We start from the raw sequence: 19,849 nt of genomic DNA on the forward strand, positions 1-19,849 counted from the left end.
ATGCAAATAGTAAGTATTGAAATCCGTAACTATCGTTTGTTTCGTTTTGCGGAATTGAAAGATCTTCCTCGTCTTACCATTGTTGTCGGCGCTAATGGCTCAGGCAAATCAACCCTTTTCGATGTATTCAGTTTTCTGAAAGACGCTTTGGCGCAAAATGTGGTGTCGGCAGTTACACGCAGGGGCGGCTTTCGGGAACTGGTTAGTCGCGGGGAAACAGGACCGATTGGAATCACGGTGAAATTTCGTGAAAGCGGCGGACGGCTGGCAACGTACCAATTGGAAATCGGCGAGGATACGGGCCGGCCGGTTGTGGTTCGGGAAATACTGAAGTTCAGGCGCGGACAATTCGGCCAGCCCTGGCATTTTGTGGATTTTTCCCGGGGAAAAGGTTCGGCCATCACCAACGAGGCGGCCTATGGGCAGGAAGGTGTGGCGGCTGAACGTAAAGAGTATGTTCTGGATGATCCAGGGGTCCTGGCGATAAAAGGCCTCGGCCAATTCAAGGAATTCCGGGTGGTGTCCGAATTCCGAAGCCTTATCGAAAACTGGCACATTTCCGATTTCCATATCAGCGATGCCAGACCCAGCGCGGAGGCCGTCTGGGCGGAACATCTCTCCACCCGCGGAGACAACATTGCCCAGGTTGCCCAGTATCTTTACGAGAACCATCAGGATTGTTTTGAAAAAGTGCTTCGAGCCATGAAAGAACGCGTTCCGGGAGTGAGCAAGGTCGAGGCAAAACCGACGGAGGATGGCCGTCTGGTACTGCGATTCCAGGACGGCAACTTCAAGGATCCCTTTATCGCGCGATATGTTTCCGACGGAACGATCAAGATGTTCGCCTACCTAATCCTGTTATATGACCCGAAGCCGCATCCGCTGCTGGCGGTCGAGGAACCGGAAAACCAGTTATATCCGGAGCTGCTCTATGAACTGTTCGAAGAATTCCGGGACTACGCCCGGAGGGGCGGGCAGGTGTTTGTTTCCACCCATTCCCCGGACTTCATCAATGGCGCACACCTGGAAGAGATTTACTGGTTGGTGAAAAAGGATGGTTTCAGCGAAGTGCGGCGCGCGTCCGAAAGCGAACTGTTGCGCAACCTTGTCGCCGAAGGCGATTTGCCCGGAGCGCTTTGGAAGCAAGGACTTTTTGAAGGAGCCGGCCTGAAATGAATCGCGTCGTATTTCTTCTCGAAGAACGATCAATGAAGAGCCTGCTGGACGTCCTTTTGCCACGATTGATGCCCGGCATAAATTTTTTGTGCATACCGCATGAAGGAAAGCGGGATCTGGAAAAGAGTATTCCCCGGAAACTCCGCGCCTGGCAAGAACCCGGGGCACGTTTTGTGATTGTTCGAGACAATGACGGCGGTGATTGTCATATCTTAAAACAAAGATTGGTTGAATTGTGCAACGGTCCAAAAAGCTCCGCTGTGATGGTTCGGATTGCCTGTCAGGAGCTCGAAAAATGGCTGCCTGGCTCAGCCGTAATGGTAATCGCTCTCGTAGTTTCCAAGTTATGATGGAAGGTATCGAGCGAATATCCGAAATGGAGGGATAAAGAGAGCAATGGCTAAAAGCAATCACGGAAGAGTGGGAGACGCGCTTGAACTACTCAACAAGGGATTGCGCCCCTTTGTTGAGCGGGAACTGCAAGCTGTACACGGAGATCAATGGCAGGAGATGGTGGCGCAGACGCTCCGCGAAGACCGCGGTGCGGTGAAGGCGACCAGGAAGGGTGAGCTCAACTGGGATACCCACAACCTGCTCACGGTCATGTGGGACCAGTGGAACGCGGTCTTCCGCAACACCCTTGGCCATACCGAACGTTCCCTGGTCAGCGAACTGCGGGACGTGCGCAACCGCTGGGCGCACCAAACGCCCTTCAGCAGTGACGATGCTTATCGGGCGCTGGACAGCATCGGCCGCCTGCTTACCGCCATCTCGGCCCCCGAGGCAAAGGAGCTGGAAGAGCAGAAAATGGCACTGTTGCGCGTGCGATTCGACGAGCAGCGTCGAGGCGAGATGCGCAAGCACGCTGTGGCCCCCACCGAGGGCAACCCCCTAAGCGGCCTGAAGCCCTGGCGGGAAGTCGTCACCCCGCACCGGGACGTGGCCAGCGGCAAGTATCAGCAGGCGGAGTTCGCAGCCGATCTGTGGCAGGTGTACCTGGGCGAGGCGGCATCCGAGTACCAGGACCCCACCGAGTTTTTCCGGCGCACCTTCATCACCGAGGGGCTGCAGAAGCTCCTCAGCAACGGTGTACGCCGGATCGGGGGGCAGGGTGGCGACCCGGTGGTTGAGTTGCAGACGAACTTCGGCGGCGGAAAAACCCACAGCATGTTGGCTCTTTATCATCTTTTCTCCAGCACGCCCTCGACAGAACTTCCCGGCACCGAAGAGGTTCTGAAGGAAGCTGGATGTGAGGTGGCATTAAAAGTTAATCGCGCCATTGTAGTCGGTACCAAAGTGTCGCCCGGCAACCCGAGTAAGAAGGATGACGGAACGATCGTTCGTACGATCTGGGGCGAAATCGCCTGGCAACTGGGTGGTAAGACCGGTTACGAGATGATTCGCGCCGACGACGAGAAGGCTACCAACCCAGGCGACAAGATGAAGGAGTTGTTCAACAAGTTCTCACCCTGCCTTGTTCTGATTGACGAGTGGGTAGCCTACGCACGACAACTTCACGAAGGCAGTTTGCTTCCCGCCGGCACTTTCGATACCCAGTTTACCTTCGCGCAGGCACTGAGTGAGGCGGCCAAGACGGCCAAAAACACCTTGCTGGTGGTCAGCATTCCAGCATCCGATAATGAGATCGGCGGCGAATGGGGCCAGCGCGCCTTGTCCCGACTCAAGAACGCCATCGGCCGCGTGGAATCGAGCTGGCGTCCGGCCAGCCCGGACGAGGGGTTCGAGATCGTGCGTCGTCGGCTCTTCGAACCACTTCATGATAAACAGGCCTTTGTAGCGCGCGACGCCGTGGCTCGAGAATTCGTGGAGATGTACGGAACGCAACACAGTGAATTCCCATCCGAGTGTCGAGAGGCCGAATACGAACGTCGCATCAAGCTGGCCTACCCGATCCACCCTGAACTTTTTGACCGGCTCTACAACGACTGGTCCACACTCGACAAATTTCAACGCACGCGCGGCGTGTTGCGCCTGATGGCGGCGGTGATCCATTCCCTGTGGGAAAGACAGGACGGCAACCTGCTGATCATGCCCGCTACCATCCCCATTGACGACTCCGCAGTGCAGTTCGAGTTGACCCGCTACCTTGACGACCAGTGGACCCCAGTCATTGCCAAGGATGTGGACGGGGAACATTCCCTGCCGCTCAGGCTCGACCGGGACGCGCCGAATTTGGGTCGCTACTCCGCTTGCCGCCGTGTGGCACGCACCATCTACGTCGGATCGGCCCCGACCCAACGGGCCGCCAACCGGGGTATCGACGACCGCCAGGTGAAGTTGGGATGCGTCCAACCCGGCGAAACCGTGGCTACCTTCGGCGACGCCATCCGCCGACTTACGGACCGGGCGACCTATTTATATGTGGACGGCAGTCGTTATTGGTACTCGACTCAGCCCACGGTCACGCGTCTTGCGGAGGATCGAGCGAACCAGCTCCACGAACACGATGTCATGGACGAAATCGTACGCCGCCTGAGGGATGAGGCGCGCAGCCGTGGCGATTTCCACCGCGTGCACGCCTGTCTGAGCAGTAGCGATATCCCGGACGAGCACGAGGCGCGGCTGGTAATTCTGGGTCCCGAGCATGCTCATAGCAAGGGGCAAGCAGACAGTGCCGCGCGGAAGGAGGCGCAGGCTATCCTGGACAGTCGCGGCAGTAGCCCCCGGTCGCACAAGAACACCCTGGTGTTCCTGGCGAGCGATGCGAGTCGACTCAAGGACTTTCAGGCCGCCATCCGGCAATTCATGTCCTGGAAGTCCATCTGGGACGAGCGGGAGCAGCTCAATCTCGATCCGTTCCAATCCAAGCAGGCCGACACGAAACGCAAGAACGCCGACGACACGGTGAACGTCCGTATTCCCGAGGCATACCAGTGGCTGCTCGTCCCGAACCAGCCGGACCCCAAGGGATCGCCCGAGTGGACGGAAACTCGCTTGCAAGGGTCTGATTCGCTGGCGCTTCGCGCTTCTAAAAAGCTCAAGAGCGAGGAGATGCTTCTTGTCCAGATGGGCGGAGTTCGGTTGCGCCTTGAACTGGACCGGGTACCCCTCTGGCGCGGGAATGACGTGCCGGTGAAGCAACTTGTCGAAGACTTCGCGACGTACCTGTACCTTCCGCGCCTTCGCGACCCGGGCGTGCTGATCGCCGCCATCCGGGAAGGGATCGCGCTTTTGACCTGGCAGTCTGAGACGTTTGCCTACGCACAGTCCAGGGACGCCGACGGCCGCTATTTAGGCCTCGTGGGCGGCGGATCTGCCGCTGTTCAGAGTGAGGGCGGCTCGATTGTTGTGAAGCCCGACGTGGCAGCCGAACAGCAGCGCCGGGATGCTGAAGCGGCGAAAGCAAAGGCCGGAAACGGTTCGGCGACGGTCGCGGAAACCGAACAGGCATTGGAACAGGGTCAAGCAACCGGGGCGGGAACAACGCGTAGAACGGACACAGGCACACCCCCGCCACCCGCCCCCACGTATCGGCGTTTCCACGGATCGGTGCAACTCGATTCACTCCGGGTCGGGCGTGACGCCGGCCGAATTGCCGACGAAGTCATCCAACACCTGTCGAAGTATATCGGGGCCAACGTCGAGGTGACCCTGGAGATCCGGGCCGAAATACCGGACGGGGCCACTGAGAAGACCATCCGCGATGTCACCGAAAACTGCCGCACCCTGCACTTCGACTCTTTTGGATTCGAAGAGGAGTAATGGCAAAGCGAATCGATTAAGGAAACACAGATGATTGATTCAATGGGAGCGTCGGAGAAAGTACGCCGGTCGGGCCGAGTGGTGGCTGTTCAGCCTCGCAAACGTTTTATGCGTTCCTTTTTCCTTCCTAATATCGTTCCACCCGCTGTACAATTCTTCAAATCGCATCTTACGGGTCTCCTCCAGCAGATCCGTCCGTCTCATAGGCCACCTCCATAAAGGTACCCTATAACCCGAACAGTTTACGTGTTCCCAACTTTGAGGCACTATTTCATTGACAGCCAGGGGCCCCTATCCTATCATGCGCTGTTAAACACACTGACTAGAAAGCCATTTTCACGTTCGCCAAGGGAGATGTTCACGGGGGTGAAGACCGGATGGTTTTCCCCGGAGGAGGAACCGATGAAACAAGAAAACGCCATATCGCCGGATACACTCTTGAGTTACATGGGGACGACGGCGGCCGACAACGTGATGGGACTCACAACGGCTCTGCCCTGGATGAGCATGATGGGTGGATACCAGGCGAAGACCCTCTTCGACTATCAGAAAGTGCTTGCCTCGATCAGTGAGTGCCCGGCGCTCTTCGGACCCTTTTCCATTCTCGCCGGTTTTCAGAACGCCTTTCTGGAAACCCTTGTCCTCGACCCCCTGAAAGCACACGCCCGTCTCTCGACCCGTTCCGGCAGGGATCCCGATATCTACCGCGATATCAACGGCTGGATCTACAAAAACTACACCCGGCTGATCTGGTTTCTCTGTGATTACTTCGTGCGGGATGGCCGTTTTGATCGTGACAGGGCGAGATTCGTCGCCACGACACCGGAAGGCCACGCCATGCTCAAGGAGTACCTGCAGGAATTCGGCCAGATGGAGCGCGCCTATACCTCGGCGGGCATGACGAGGCTGAACGCCATGAAGGAACTGCTCACGTGTCTTCTGGTGGTGATCACCGAACGGCCCCTCAAGGGAAGGGACATGCCCTTCATGAGAAAAAACAGTGATGGATCCGATGCCATGACCTTCGAAGAATATCTGGCTGAGAACCGGCTGCGCCTTGAAACGCTTCACCGCTACAATGCCTTCGATCTCAAGGAGTATTCCGAACGGGCCACCCTGGGCGTGCTGGGCTGTTCCGACTACGAGGTCGTGGAGGGCTCCCGTCTCGCCCACGTGAGCCTGCGGCGGTATACCCGCCCCGAGGATGTCAAACCCGTCGGAAAGGTCATCTACATGTCCACTCCGCTGATCAACAAGCCGGAACTCTTTGACCTGGCCGATGGGAAGTCCGTTGTGCAGGCCATGCTCCGGGAAGGGTATGACATATACATGGTCGATTTCGGAACGCCCGGCCCTGAAGACAATGACCGCGGGTTGGATTTCTACGGCAAGACGGTCCATGACCACAATTTCAACATCATCAGGAAAAACCATCCCCGGGCGGAGATAATTGTCCTCGGCTATTGTATGGGTGGTACGTTGATTCTTCCCTACCTGGCACGGCGGGCGGAAGAACGCCTGGCGGCGGGGAAAAAGATGGATGTCCGGAAGGTAGCCCTGCTGGCGGCTCCCGTGCTGTTCGATGACGATGCCAGCGGGCACGGTCCCATGCGGTCATACATTCGTCGGTATTACGACGAATACCTCATGACCGAACTGTTCGGGAGCGTCAATGTGCCGCCTCATATAATCGAGTTCGGTATGAACGAAATTCAGCCCGGCGTCCACTATACGGTTATGATGGGGTTTTACGGGAGGGCGATCAGCGGTGACGCCGTTGAAGACGCGGCACCCTTTCTCTACTGGCTGACCCACGGAACAAGATTTCCGGCGCGGGCCCACCGTGAGTGGATCAGGTTGTTTCTCACCAATCCCATCGTTGAGGGGACCTTCCGTCTTCCCTCCACCAACCGCACGTATGACGGCAAGCCCGTGGACATGGAGATTCTTCGGACGGCGGGCATTCAGATCTTTGATTATCGGGGGTTGCGGGATCCCATAGCTCCGCCCGGTTCCTGCGTGGCAAGTGAATTGTGGGGACAGATCGATGACGGAAATATTCGCGTGACCCGGAACGGCCTGAACCGGACCCTGGAGAAGAACATCGGTCATATTTTCGTTGTCAGCAGGACACTGCTGGCGGAATATCTCCGGGCGCTCAATAGCTTCCTCAACGATGAACCCTTCGATGGCACGGACCGATGACCCTTCAGTTCTCGTTCCGGAATCTGGCGCTCATTGCAGTGGTTTCTCTCCAGGTCACCACCGTCGCCTATATCCACGCGCCCCGGTGGAAGGCGCCGATCCTCTTCCTGCCCTTTCCCTTCACCATGAGAGCTCCGGGACCACATCAGCCCGGCCGGGGCTATCGTGCCAGGATGGATTGTGTTCCCGGTGCTGCCGGTCCCGCTGACCCGGCGCCTGTGGGCCGCCGCCCCCCGGCACGGTGACGGAAGGTTGCCTGAAGAGGGGACTGTGACGGTTCACGATCCGTCGATGACAGGGTAATCATCTGATTGACAGGAAGCTCTCCTTCTGTCATTTTCTACCTGCACAGATTCGGCAGGCTGAACTCATGAACCTCGAGAAACGTGTAAAGATACAACGGGAGTATTTCAGAAGCGGCATTACCCTGGATATATCCTTCAGGACCAGACAGCTGAAAATCCTCGAGGAGGCCATACGGGCACGGGAAGACCGCATCATGGAGGCCCTTGAGAAGGACCTTGCAAAGCCCCGATTCGAATCATACAGTGCCGAAATCGGCATACTCTACCCGGAAATTCGCGAAGCGCTCAGAAAGACCGCGACATGGGCACGGCCCCGGCGGGTCGGCACCCCGATGCTCCATTTTTTCGCCACCAGCGTCGTCTATCATCAACCCTATGGACTGGCGCTTATCATCAGTCCCTGGAATTATCCCTTTCAGCTGGCGATGGCGCCCCTGGTCGGTGCCATCGCGGCTGGTAACTGCGCCATTCTGAAGCCTTCGGAGCTTGCCCCGGAGACATCGAAGGAAATAGCCCTGCTCGCGGGGGACGCTTTTGATCCCTCCTTCATCACGGTCGTGGAGGGCGGCGTCCCGGAGACCCGGGCCCTTCTCGACGAAAAATTTGATTACATTTTCTTTACGGGGGGAACGGCCGTCGGCAGGATCATCATGGAAAGCGCGGCCCGTCAGCTCATACCGGTGACGCTGGAACTCGGCGGCAAGAGCCCGGCCGTCGTCTGCCGGGACGCGAAAATGGACTGCGGGGCACGAAGGATTGCCTGGGGAAAATATTATAACGCGGGACAGACCTGCCTGGCGCCGGATTACGTGCTCGTTCACAGGGATGTGAAGGAGAAACTGATTGATGGACTACGCCGGGCCATTGTCTCGTTTTATGGGAACGATCCCGAAGAAAGCCCTGACTACGGACGCATAATAAACCAGAGGCACTTCAGCCGGCTGACGGACCTGATGAAGTCAGGGAGGATCGTCCATGGGGGACGCGCCAATCAGACAACCCGGTACATCGCCCCGACTATCATCGACGGGGTGAGCTTGACGGACCCGATCATGGAGGAAGAAATCTTCGGTCCCCTTCTGCCTCTTCTTCCCTACGGCGACCTGGACGAGGCCCTTGACATCGTGAACGCGCTGCCCCGCCCACTGGCTCTATATGTTTTTACCGAAAGCCGGACCGTTGAAAAACGCGTCCTTGCCGAAACATCTTCCGGCGGGGGGTGTGTCAACGATACGCTGTCCCATGTGGGAAGCACGACACTTCCTTTCGGGGGGATCGGCGACAGCGGCATGGGCAGCTATCACGGCAAGGCGGGTTTTGATACGTTCACCCACCGGCGAAGCGTGTTGAAGCGGTCAACTCTTTTTGATATTCCCCTGCGCTATCCTCCTTATGCCGAGAGGAAGCTCAGGCTGGTGCGGCGGCTGTTCAAGCCGGTCGGATAATGTACATTGTGAAATCAATTCTTTGGAAAGGATGGGCGGCACGATGAACGGCGAAAAAAAGGCCGGTGGTGAACGATCAGCGGTACGGAGGACGCCGGGGAGAAGAAAAGAGAGATCCGCCGCGACGCCCCGGAACGGATCTCACCCGGCATGCAGGAAAAAGGTGAGTCTTGCCCTTCAGGGAGGAGGTTCTCACGGGGCCTTCACCTGGGGCGTCATAGACAGGATCCTGGAAGACGACCGTCTGGATATCGAGGCCTTTGTGGGAACCAGCGCCGGCGCCCTCAACGCCGCCGTCGCGGCCTACGGAATGGAAACGGGCGGCCCGGAGAAATCCCGGGAACTTTTGAAATTCTTTTGGGAATCCAACATTTCCATGGCGAAGAAAAGTGTCTTTCAGCCGACCTGGATTGACATGATGACGACCCGGGGGAACCTGGAGCATTCGCCGCTTTGGTTGTTTTTTGACATGCTCACCCGGGTGTATTCCCCTTATCAGTGGAACCCGGCGAATATCAATCCCTTCAAGGATATCATTCTTGAGACGGTTGATTTTGAAAGGCTCAGGGAGGCGGAGAAGGTCAAGGTTTTCGTCTGCGCGACCAATGTTCTCAACGGGCGGCTCAGGGTATTTGAAACCCACGAAATATCTCCTGAAGCGGTGCTTGCGTCGGCCTGTCTGCCCTTTCTCTACCACGCCGTGGAAGTGGACGGGGACTTTTACTGGGATGGGGGCTACATGGGAAACCCTCCCATTTTCCCGGTCATTTACGGAACCCAATGTGCCGATGTTCTCATCGTGCAGATCAATCCGATCAACATTCCGGAGGTTCCCACGACGGCTCCCGAAATACTTGATCGGATGAACACCCTGAGCTTCAATTCCAGTCTCATGAGGGAAATGAGGGCCATCGACTTTGTCTCGCGCCTGATCACCGAGGAAAACCTGGATACCGCCAGGTACAAGCGAACCTTCATTCACACTATCGATGCCGAAGAGGAGTTCTCGAAGCTTTCAGCGTCAAGCAAACTCAACCTGGACAGGGACTTCGTTCTCTATCTTTTTGAAACGGGACGCCGCATGGCGGAGGATTTTCTTGCCCGTCATTTTGACGCCATCGGCAGGGAGTCGTCGACGAACATCAGGGAAAAATTCTTTTAAGGAAGAAAGGAAGAATAATGTTTGAGCATCTCTTTACCCCGATACACATTGGAACTCTCGAAGTGCCCAATCGCATTGTCATGTTGCCTCTGACCACCGCCTACGGCGAGGATGACGGGACCCTGGGAGACCGTTTCATTGATTTTTACGCCGAGCGGGCACGGGGCGGGGCGGGCCTCATCATCGTTCCCTTCGCTCCTCTTGCCGATGGATCTCCCGTCGAGCCCGGTCTGTACGACGATCGCTTTCTCCCCGGCGTCCGGAGACTCACGGAATCAATCGCCGCCGGGGGCGCGCGATCGTCCTGTCAGCTTATCTCCTCCTACCATCTCATTCTGCGGGATAATACGTCCGAAGCGGTGGGTCCTTCAGAGGTGTACAACCGGCTCCTGCGGGTTACTCCCCGGGCCCTCACCATCGATGAAATCCGTTTCATCGTGTCCGGGTACGGCGCGGCGGCCCTTCGCGCCCGCCGGGGAGGATTCGACGCGGTGGAAGTTTTGGCCGGCGGGGGATATCTCCTGAACCGGTTTCTCTCTCCCCTGGGAAATACCCGGGATGATGAATACGGCGGAAGTCTAGAAAACAGGACGCGCATTCTCCTGGAGATCATAGGCGGCATCAGAAGAGCCGTGGGGCGGGATTTCCCCGTCGGTGTCCGTCTGAACGTCCATGAGCAGATGGAGGGCGGCTACGGAATCGATGAGGGGATCACGATCGCCCGCATGCTGGAAGAGGCCGGCGTGAACATGCTCACCTTTTACACGGGCTGGCACGAGTCGCCCATCCCCACCGTCGCGCCGTCGCTTCCGGAGGGGGCCTTCGCGCACCTGGCCGGAGCCCTCCGGAATTCCGTCACCATTCCCGTCATTGCCGCGAACCGCATCAGCAATCTCACAACCGCCGAGAAAATCATCGCCGCCGGCCAGGCAGACCTCGCCGGTATGGCCCGGGCTCTGCTGGCTGATCCCGAATTGCCCAACAAGGGGAAAAGCGGCCGTTCAGGGGAAATCAATCCCTGCATACTCTGTTCACGGTGTCTCGGCGAGGTCCTGTCGGCATACCGGGCCTGGGGCCGGAAGTCACCTGTGTTCTGCACCGTAAACCCCCGGGCGGGCCGGGAGAGCTCAACGCTGATTGAACACGCGGGACGGGCGAAAAAGGTGTGCGTGATCGGTGGCGGTCCGGCGGGACTTACGGCGGCACGGACGGCTGCCGAACGGGGGCACAGCGTGACGCTTTTCGAGAAAGAGGAGGAAACGGGAGGATGGCTCCGCGTCGGATGCCTGCCGCCCCACAAGGAGCACATTCGTCTTCTTTCGGAAAGTCTTGCCCTGCGGGCGCGCCTGGCGGGGGTTGATATCCGCGTCGGAACGGAAGCGGACCGGAGGACCGTGGCGGCGCAACAGCCTGAGGCGTTGATCCTGGCGGCGGGTGCGCGGCCTGTTGTTCCTCCGATCCCCGGCATCGACGCTCCTCAGGTCGTGCCGGCCGAGGAGGTGCTGACGGGAAAGGAAATCCCCCGCGGAACCGTGATCGTCATAGGAGGCGGCCTCGTGGGATGCGAAACGGCGGAGCTCTTGCTCGCGCGCAAGGGGGACGTAACGGGAGTTACCGTGGTGGAGATGCTGGACACCATGGCTCCCCAGGTCTCAGCGACCTACAGGCCCTTTTTCCTGGCCCGGCTGAAAGCGATGGGAGTTCGCATGGAAACAGGGACTACCGTGGAGGCGATCACGGACCGGGGCGTCCGGGTGAAACGGCGGGGAGAGGTCGGAATGATCGAAGGCGACTGCGTTGTTCTTGCCGTGGGTCTCAAGGCCGACTCCACACTGCCGGATTCATTCGGACACGCGGGGGAACTGTACGCCGTGGGCGATTGCGTCGATCCCCGCATGATCAGGGAGGCCGTCGAGGAGGGGTTCGACGCGGCCATGAGGATCTGATGACGGGATCAGGCGACCGGAGGGCGTGACAGCCGCTCGTGGTCAACCAGTGACACGTCGTCTCGCGCGCAGGGTGACTTCGGAAAAATACCGGAGACATGACCTCCGGTATCAGGACCGGATGCTCCGTCGCGCTCAATGGTTCCTGCGACTTTTTACAAAGCCGTCAGGAATGAAACCCGGCCCCGGCGGGAGGAGTGGCGGTCCGGAAACAGCGGGTTTCTCGGACCGCCACGTTGGACGGGAAACGGGTAACTCCGGCGAGGGTGCTTAGCACGAACCGCCCGGGCGGTTCGATTCATTTTGCCTTTTCAGCTCACGAGAGTCTTCAGGGCTTCCACGACGGGAGCCGTGAAGAGAGCTACCATGATTGTATAGAGAGCGAAGCTGCCCACGGCCTCTCTCAGGTACATGCGGGAATATTTGTGCTTCAGAGACGTGATCGTAAGGCCCCCCATTATGAGACAGCCAAGCTGGAAGTAAGGGAAAGCCCCCATTCCCGCCGTCGCCACGTGTCCGGCCCAGGCAAAAGAGGTGGTTACCAGGATTACGAATGCCGTCATGATCATCGTCTGTACCGTGCGTTTCATTGTCCGACCCTCCTTGTATGCTTCCCTGATCGTTCTATCCTGTATTATAGAAATATTCGTGCCGGAATGGATGGAAATGATGCTGTCGCCTGTAAGTTATTGGAATGTAAGATGATAATAATTTATTGCAACGGGGTGTTACGGGGAAGATGACCCTGAAGGGGGTGACACGTTTAACGAAGTGTTACAATCCGTTAAACGTACTGTGAAATAATGATGAAGGATCCGCCTCGACTCCCCGTTGATGAAGGGGCTTCAGGGTATGGATGAGACGGTACGGGGGAGGGGGGTCAGAAAGTATAACCGATTGAGAAATGCCAGCGACCCGATCCTTCACCCTCGCGCCTGTTGAGCTTCGCGCCGTAAAGGATACCCACGGGGCCGATGGGGGTGATGTAGCGGATGCCCGCCCCGATGGAAGACCTGAATCCGTCGGTGCCGATGTTCTCGAAGGTACGCGATACGCTTCCCGTATCGAAAAAGGTTGTCAGTTCCCAGTTGCGGCCCAGGTCGATTCTCGCCTCAAGGCTTCCGGAAACCGATGCCCGTCCCCCCAGCGGGTTCCCGGCGTCATCGTACCGGAGCATGTTTTCTGAAAAGCCCCGTACAGTGGATGTCCCGCCCAGGAACAGCAGCTGGTCCGCCGGTATGACCGACGATGATCCGAAGGGCTGGAGAAACGCCGCGCGGGCCGACAGGGCGAAGGTGATCCGTGACAGAGGCGTCCGAAAGTAACGGGCATCCACGTCGTATTTCAGGAAATCGTCGAAGGAGTTCCTGACCCCTTTGGAAACATCGACGGAAACAATGCCGTAAAAACCGCTGCGGGGCCGTATAAAAAGGTCGCGCGTGTCGTAGATGAGGGCGGGACCCGCCACAAAGATGCTCCGTGTGCCGTAGTGTTCTTCCGATCCGGCAGGTATGCCGATCCCCCGGGCAAAAAGCTTCTTTTCCTCAAAGCGCACACCCAGTTGTCCGGACAGCGCCGGCGTCAGATTCCTGGCGAGCTTAAGGGACGACCCGTAGGTGTCGGTGCCGAAGGACTGATTGAAGAGCTCCAGCCGCTCCTGGTAGAGACTGGCCGAGGCCGACAGAGACGTGCCGAAGAAACGGGGGTCCAGGAGGTTTGCCTCGTTGCGGAAGCCCGTTTCGCTGATTTCGCTGCCGATCCAGGCGTTCCTGTTTGTACCGAAGAGATTGCGGTCACCGGCCTTGGCGTCCGCGTAAAGTCCCCGCTGCGATTCATACCCGAAGCCCGCCTCGAGGTAGTGGGGTTTCTTTTCAGACACGTCCACCAGGAGGGTTACCTCGCCGGTCTTTTCCGCGAGCCCTATGGCACGGAAACGGGCTGATTCGAGGACTTCGAGATTTCGGATGTTCCGCTCTCCCCGGAGGTACCCGGAGGGTGAGAAGGGGTCTCCCGTGCGCATTCCAATGGCGCGATTGAACACGCGTTCTTTTGTCCTGAAGTTTCCGGAATAATGGACGTTCCCAAGAGCGACGGCCGGACCTTCGACGGCCCGGTACTCAACAGCGGCCCGGGAACCGTCATCGCTGAAGGAAAGATGTTCCATGACCTGCGCGTGGGGACGACCCCTTTCGGAAATTCGGGCCGTCAGGACATGCCTGTCACGTTCAAGAAGTGTGTGCAGCAGGGGCATGCCTTCTCGTAATTCCGTAGCTTCCAGGGCTTCTTCCTCGGTAATCGACTGGAGTCCGGTGAAGGAAAGGCGCGAGACTGTCGTCCGCACTCCTTCCGTTATGGACAGGGTCACGTCGGCAATCCGCGCTTCCTGATCTTCACGCCAGGTTATATCACAGGACGCTTCGGCATCGGGATAGCCGAGAGCCCTGTAGGCGGAGATAACGGTGAAAAGGGCGTTGTCACACTGATCGGCAAGCCAGGCCTTCCCCTGCCTGAATTCAGGAAGTCCGCCCCGCAGCCATTCCCTGACGGTTTTTTCGCCCATGGTGTCGGCTCCGTCCATGGTAAGGGTCCCCATGCGGTGGAGCCGCCCCTCGTCTATGACAAACCTGACGGAGCGTACCGGTGACCCATCTGTTTCCACGGTTTGCGACTCCATGTCGATACCGACGTCGGCATAACCGCGGGAGCGGTACCGGTTCATCATGTTCCGGACGGTTCTTCTGAGTGCGGCGTCATTGCGGTTTCCTTCTTTCAGGAAGACGAAATCTTCTTCCAGGTCCCGTCGCGGCAGGGCCCGGTTACCCGTGATGCTGACGTCGTAGCGGGGTCCTTCGATGATTGTCAGGGTAACAGAGATCGTCGAACGTTCAGGAAATCGCTGAATATCGGTGTCGATCACGCACTCGGCGAATCCCGCCGCCCGGTAGCGCTGCAGCATGGCACGAACGTCATCGGCAAGGGCTTGTTCCATGAAGCGAGCCGCCGATCCCTGCAACAACCGGCTCCGGCCCGCGCCCGTCATGGTTCGGAGCCGCCCGTCACTGAAGAACCTGTTGCCCCGGATGATATATTCATCAAGACGATAGCGGGGCCCCCCGGCGACGGTGATTACGAGGGAGAGAAAGCCTTCCCGGGGATCTCCCGTCGTTTCGGCCGTGACTCGGGGGGTGATGTAGCCCTCCCGCAGATAAAAGGCGGCAATGAGGCTTTCCTGTTCCCGCAGTTTCGCGTCCGTGACGGGGGATCCGGGGCCGAGGGTCATGACGTTTCGAATGTCCTGTTCAAAGTAGGGGTAGATACCCCGCATCCTCACATCCCTGACCAGGGGCGCCGGTGCGAGCTCGAAGAGAAGATCAAGGGCCTCGCCGGTTTCTCTCGAGTCCACTGAAATATCGAGGAAACGCCCGCTCAGCCCGAGGACCGTGATCGACTGTTCCAGCGCTTCAGGGGAAAAAAGATCGCCCTCGCGCACAAAAATGAGATCCCGGGCCAGGAGTTCGAGATCCCGGGCGTTCACGAAGTCTCCGGTAACGTGAATTGTCACGCTCCCGACAGGGAGGACATCGCGGGAACGGCACACCGGTTCCGTCCCGTCGGACTGTTGCCCGAAGGCGGAACAGGCGGTCCAGAAAATGAGGAGTATGACGGCAAGACGTGAAAGGGCGCGGACGGCGCTGTGGAGGTCCATGGTTTTCAATAAAACTCCAGCCTGAAGCGTAGTCCGCCGCCGAAGACACCGGTGTTGTCCTGAAAGGCAGCGGCGAGGATATGTTCGAGCAGCCGGTATTCCGTGGAAACCCGCTGAACCAGTTCACCCTGCTCTGTTTGAAAGGAATACTTGACGGCAAGCCGCCTGGACAGCTCCTTCCCGAGGGTAACCCTGAAACGGTCTGAAAACAGGTCACTTTCCGTGTCGATAGCCTCCACTTCGAAGATGTCCAGGCCCGTAGTCTGACGAACGTCTTCAGCCATGGCGGCATTGATGATAGAAGCCACCATGGCTGCCGTGGTCTGTGCCATGTCTCCGGAGCCGCCCGTCAGTTCGCGGGTTGTTTTTCCCGTCAACAACAGTGACAGCAATTCCCCCTGCTCTTCCGGTGGTTCAGAGCTGAGGTTGAAGACGAGCAGGTCCGGTGGACCCGTCACGAGCAGTGTTATGCGCCGCTGGTTGATGGACACAGTGCTTTCTATGTCGAGGACAGCCTCTGTGCGGTAAGGGTTGAGGAAATCGACGACACCCTTCCGCACCGCGAACTCCCTGCGCTGATAATAGATGGCTCCCGACCGGACGAAGATGCGGCCGTTGACAACGGGACGGGCCGGGGTTCCCGAGACGCGAAGGTCCGGCACGAGCTCCATGTGGGCGATGTTGTTGTTTACCAGCAGGGGAGTACGATGCCCTATGGAAAGGTTGACCGTCACGGAATCAAGGAGATCATCGGTCCGTGCCGGCGGCGGAGGAGCACCCCGGGCCGCGGACAAAACTGCGTCGGATATGTGGCGGAGGGTCACGTCCCGATAGTACAGCGCCTCGAGCAGGGTTATGTCGCCGGTCAGGTCAAAGCGCGCGTCCCTGCCTTTCAGTGAGAGAAACGCATGGAGACGGCCGTTCATCGTGTCGGGGATTTCGATGGGAATATCTCTGCCCTCCAGGGTCACGTCCATGACCGCGGGCTTCAGGTTCCGGAGAAGAACCGTCCCGTTCACTGCGACGGTTCCCGAGTCCATGAATCCCTGTATGCCGTCTATGGTCACGGTGGAGCCCCTGAAACGGATGGTCCCGTTAATGCCGTGGAAGACGGGTGAGATGACGGAGTAAACCCTGAACCCTCCGTTCCGGATAACCAGGTCGGCTGATATGTCCGGATCGGCGAGGGTCCCCGTGACGCGAGCGGAAAAAGCCGCCGATCCCGTCAGATCATCCAGGTCTTCCACGATACTGCCTGCCGGGGACAGGGGGAAGTCTCCCTCCGCCGCGATGGACAGGGGGCCGTCGAGATCGAGGCTGCCTTCCAGCGTGAGGTGCCGGCCATGGGACAGGTACAGGGTCGTTCGGGGAAGGGTGATTTCCTTCCGGTCGCAGGTGATCACCACATCCTCCGCCTTCAGGGAACCGAAGTCCGCGGATTCGATGAGAACGGATCGAAGTTCGGCACGGCCCGCGCTGTTGAGAGGATCGCCGGCGTTTCCCAGGACGTTCAGACGGGCCGTGAGGCGTCCTTCCATGTCGCTGAACCCCGCAATGTGGAACCAGGGGGCCAGGTCAAGGGCATCGCTTTCCAGCGTTGCCGAAAAGTCGCCGCTGTCAAGAACATAGGAGGCGTCGAGGGAAAAACCGGCCCTGGCCTGAAGGCGGACAATACCGTCCCGCAACCCCGCACCGGCGGTGCAATCGGTATGGGGTTGTCCGTTGAACGAGAGGTTCGTCAACGACAGTGTGCCGTCAATAACCGGATCCGCAAAGGTCCCCGAGCCGGTCATGTCGAAAAGAATCGTGCCGGTGACGTTTTTCGGGTTTTCTAAAATGTCCAGTGAGGAGAAAGAGATGCCGCGGGTGGAGGCGGCTCCCTGAAATGTCCGGTCCATGCCGATCCGGCCCGATCCTTCGATTGTCTCTCCCGGAGCGGTGACCGCTTGAAAGGACGTGACGGTAAGGCCCTGTTCTTCCAGGAGAGCGAACGCCCTGAAACTCCGGACGGACTGTAGCCCCGTCTCCAGATTATCGACTCGGATCTCAAGTCTTGCCGAAGGCGCGTGAAGGGTTCCTCCCAGCATGGCCTCGACGGTTGCCGAACCTTTGAGTGGAGCCGCACCGAAGGCCGGGGCAAGCTTCTCGAGACGGGCTATGTTCAGACCGGCCGTCCCTTCGAGGGCTTCGGAAACCAGGTCGAGGGCTCCGGAGAGGCTGAAAAACTCCTCATCAGCCATGGCCAGTGAGGTTTCCACCGTCATTTTCCCCGCGCCGGCCGCCAGGTCCGATTGAAGTCTCAGGGACGGGAAAGGCTCTCCGCGGGGAAGACGCAGGCCGTCAAGGCGGACCGTCGCCTCCGCTTGTGCCGCGAGGCGTCCCGGATCGATTCCTCGCCCCCGGATGGTCATCGTCGACGTCAGCACCCCTTCGATATCAGCCGCCCCGGGGTGTATCTGTGCGAGGGGGCACGGTTCCTGCTCGAGCTCCAGCCGGTAGGCAAGGGCGTTCCAGGAGGATGTCCCGATGGAAGTCGTGAATCCTTCGGGGAAAACCTCCTTCACACTGACGATCCCGGTGATTCGTGCCCGCAGTGTCCCGGCCCCGAGAACGACCGGGTCGATGAAAATCTCCCGGTCTTCCAGCCTGATCGAGCCGTCGATGAAGTCCGCCGGTGATTCCCCGGGATGGGCTGACCGCTGGTTTACCGAGAGAAGAATATGGGGGTTGTCCGGTCTGCCCCGGAGGAACGCCTTCGTCTCCAGAACGCCCGAAAGGATCGGATTCACCGATGTGACGCGCCCGAGCTCATCAAGGCACAGGCTAGTCTCCAGGGACAGATCCATGTCCGGATCGGTGAGCACCGATGTGACGCGGCCCCGCAAGAGCGCCCGAGATTCTTCCGTTTCCAGGAGCCAGGAGAGGTTTTCAAGATTCCCCCGATTCCAGGAGCCTTCCAGGGCCATGGTGGCAAGACTGTACACCCTGTCGCCATCGTAAAACCGGGCCGTCGCAAGCGCCAGGCGAAGAAGAGCCCGCTCGTCCAGAAGATTGCCCCGGGCCCGAAGGGTTATACCTCCGGCTTCGAGACGTCCCGAGCCGGAAGGCAGCGCGAGGCTGAAAGAGCCGTCAACGAGCCGGGCCTCTTTGACAACAACGTTCCGGGGCATGATCGCACGTTCCGTACCACCACCGGTTGTTTCAGGGCCCCCTCCGACAGGCTCCAGCGCCCGCACAATGTCGATTCCGCCTTCTTCATCCATCGTCAGCACTGCCCAGGGTCGTTCGAGGGAAATCCATTTCAGGGTGATGACTCCGCGCACAAGATCGGAACGAGAGAAGAGGGCATGCAGACGGTCGAAACCGGCGATCTGCCGGTTGCCGGGATCGTGAAGCGAGAAGTTCAGGATTTCGAGTTCTCCACGCCACAGGGAGCAGCGTGCCTGTGACCAGGAGAGGGAGCCCGCAACGGCATCGTTTATTCCGGATTGAACCAGCCGTTGACCGCGGTCACTCTCGAGAAAAAGGGATATCCCCGCAAGGACGGCTGTAACCGTGAGGAAGGCCGCCAGCGCTGTGACAGCGACGGCGCGCCGGATCTTCTGCTTCATAGTGCCATGCCGGTTCCGGGACGTGCCCGCCGGATGTGCCGTGAGGCCCGCATCCGGGTTGTTCGTTCTGTCTGCCTGTCAATCGGTTTTATCGACTGAAGGAGACGCCTGGAGAGACCGGGTTCCGGCAGAGACGGCGGCCTGTTCCGCTTCCAGTTTCCTGAGTTTCTTCGCGAGGTTCCGGTTCGTCCTCCAGAGGGAGAGCCGTTGCGAGCCGCCGACGGCCATGCCGACGATCATGCCGCCGATGATGCATCCGTACAGGAGCAGGTAGAGAGGAATCCTGATGCCGGTCAGGTCGAAATACCACGTGAGATCGACCGCTTCCTGGTTCTGGACCGCGAAGGTGGTAACAACGATAATGAGGATCAAAAAAACGATCACTTTAACGATCTTCCACATGGGGTTCTCTTCCTTCCTCCGGTTGTGCGCAACGCACAGTCTTGATGGCTTCGTAAAAAGTCCGGATGCTGCGTTGCGCTTCATCCTTCGTCACTGCGGCGTACCACTAAGTACGCCTCATTCCTCAGGATTTGCGCGCCTTGCCTGCGGAGCTTTTTACGAAGCCAT

Annotated in this window: 12 protein-coding genes; 8 read left to right on the forward strand and 4 right to left on the reverse strand. The window is 58.8% G+C overall.

What is annotated here, in order from left to right:
• From M0Q23_05905 to M0Q23_05940, 8 genes are all read left to right on the forward strand, one after another.
• Positions 1-1,176 carry an AAA family ATPase gene (locus tag M0Q23_05905; GenBank protein ID MCK9528169.1) on the forward strand — a complete coding sequence of 392 codons (1,176 nt, stop codon included), beginning with the start codon at positions 1-3 and terminating at the stop codon, positions 1,174-1,176.
• Complete coding sequence (locus tag M0Q23_05910; protein ID MCK9528170.1) at positions 1,173-1,526, forward strand: DUF4276 family protein; 354 nt, start codon at positions 1,173-1,175, stop codon at positions 1,524-1,526. The genes M0Q23_05905 and M0Q23_05910 overlap by 4 nt, the downstream gene beginning before the upstream one ends.
• Before the next feature lie 46 nt (positions 1,527-1,572).
• Positions 1,573-4,899 (forward strand): Swt1 family HEPN domain-containing protein, encoded by a 3,327-nt coding sequence (locus M0Q23_05915; protein MCK9528171.1) that lies wholly within the window; start codon positions 1,573-1,575, stop codon positions 4,897-4,899.
• A gap of 402 nt (positions 4,900-5,301) precedes the next feature.
• Complete coding sequence (locus M0Q23_05920; GenBank protein MCK9528172.1) at positions 5,302-7,104, forward strand: hypothetical protein; 1,803 nt, start codon at positions 5,302-5,304, stop codon at positions 7,102-7,104.
• The gene (locus tag M0Q23_05925) at positions 7,101-7,349 is read left to right on the forward strand and encodes a hypothetical protein (GenBank protein MCK9528173.1); all 249 of its coding nucleotides are present in this window, start codon (positions 7,101-7,103) and stop codon (positions 7,347-7,349) included. The genes M0Q23_05920 and M0Q23_05925 overlap by 4 nt, the downstream gene beginning before the upstream one ends.
• Positions 7,350-7,474: 125 nt before the next feature.
• Positions 7,475-8,854, forward strand: coding sequence for an aldehyde dehydrogenase (locus M0Q23_05930; protein MCK9528174.1), 1,380 nt, complete (start codon positions 7,475-7,477; stop codon positions 8,852-8,854).
• Positions 8,855-8,897: 43 nt separating this feature from the next.
• The gene (locus M0Q23_05935; protein ID MCK9528175.1) at positions 8,898-10,016 is read left to right on the forward strand and encodes a patatin-like phospholipase family protein; all 1,119 of its coding nucleotides are present in this window, start codon (positions 8,898-8,900) and stop codon (positions 10,014-10,016) included.
• 17 nt (positions 10,017-10,033) lie between these two features.
• Positions 10,034-11,962: an FAD-dependent oxidoreductase gene (locus M0Q23_05940; protein MCK9528176.1), complete on the forward strand. Its 1,929-nt coding sequence runs from the start codon at positions 10,034-10,036 to the stop codon at positions 11,960-11,962.
• A gap of 311 nt (positions 11,963-12,273) precedes the next feature.
• Here M0Q23_05940 and M0Q23_05945 read toward each other — a convergent pair whose 3' ends face one another.
• From M0Q23_05945 to M0Q23_05960, 4 genes are all read right to left on the reverse strand, one after another.
• On the reverse strand, positions 12,274-12,552 hold the full coding sequence (locus tag M0Q23_05945) for a hypothetical protein (GenBank protein ID MCK9528177.1): 279 nt from the start codon (positions 12,550-12,552) through the stop codon (positions 12,274-12,276).
• A 290-nt stretch (positions 12,553-12,842) separates the two neighbouring features.
• Positions 12,843-15,668 (reverse strand): BamA/TamA family outer membrane protein, encoded by a 2,826-nt coding sequence (locus tag M0Q23_05950; GenBank protein MCK9528178.1) that lies wholly within the window; start codon positions 15,666-15,668, stop codon positions 12,843-12,845.
• A gap of 5 nt (positions 15,669-15,673) precedes the next feature.
• Complete coding sequence (locus M0Q23_05955; GenBank protein ID MCK9528179.1) at positions 15,674-19,279, reverse strand: translocation/assembly module TamB; 3,606 nt, start codon at positions 19,277-19,279, stop codon at positions 15,674-15,676.
• 78 nt (positions 19,280-19,357) lie between these two features.
• A complete protein-coding gene (locus tag M0Q23_05960; protein MCK9528180.1) occupies positions 19,358-19,681 on the reverse strand; it encodes a LapA family protein in 324 nt (107 codons plus the stop codon).
• Between the last annotated feature and the right edge of the window lie 168 nt (positions 19,682-19,849).

This window comes from Syntrophales bacterium (genome assembly GCA_023228425.1).
Classification (GTDB): domain Bacteria; phylum Desulfobacterota; class Syntrophia; order Syntrophales; family UBA2210; genus MLS-D.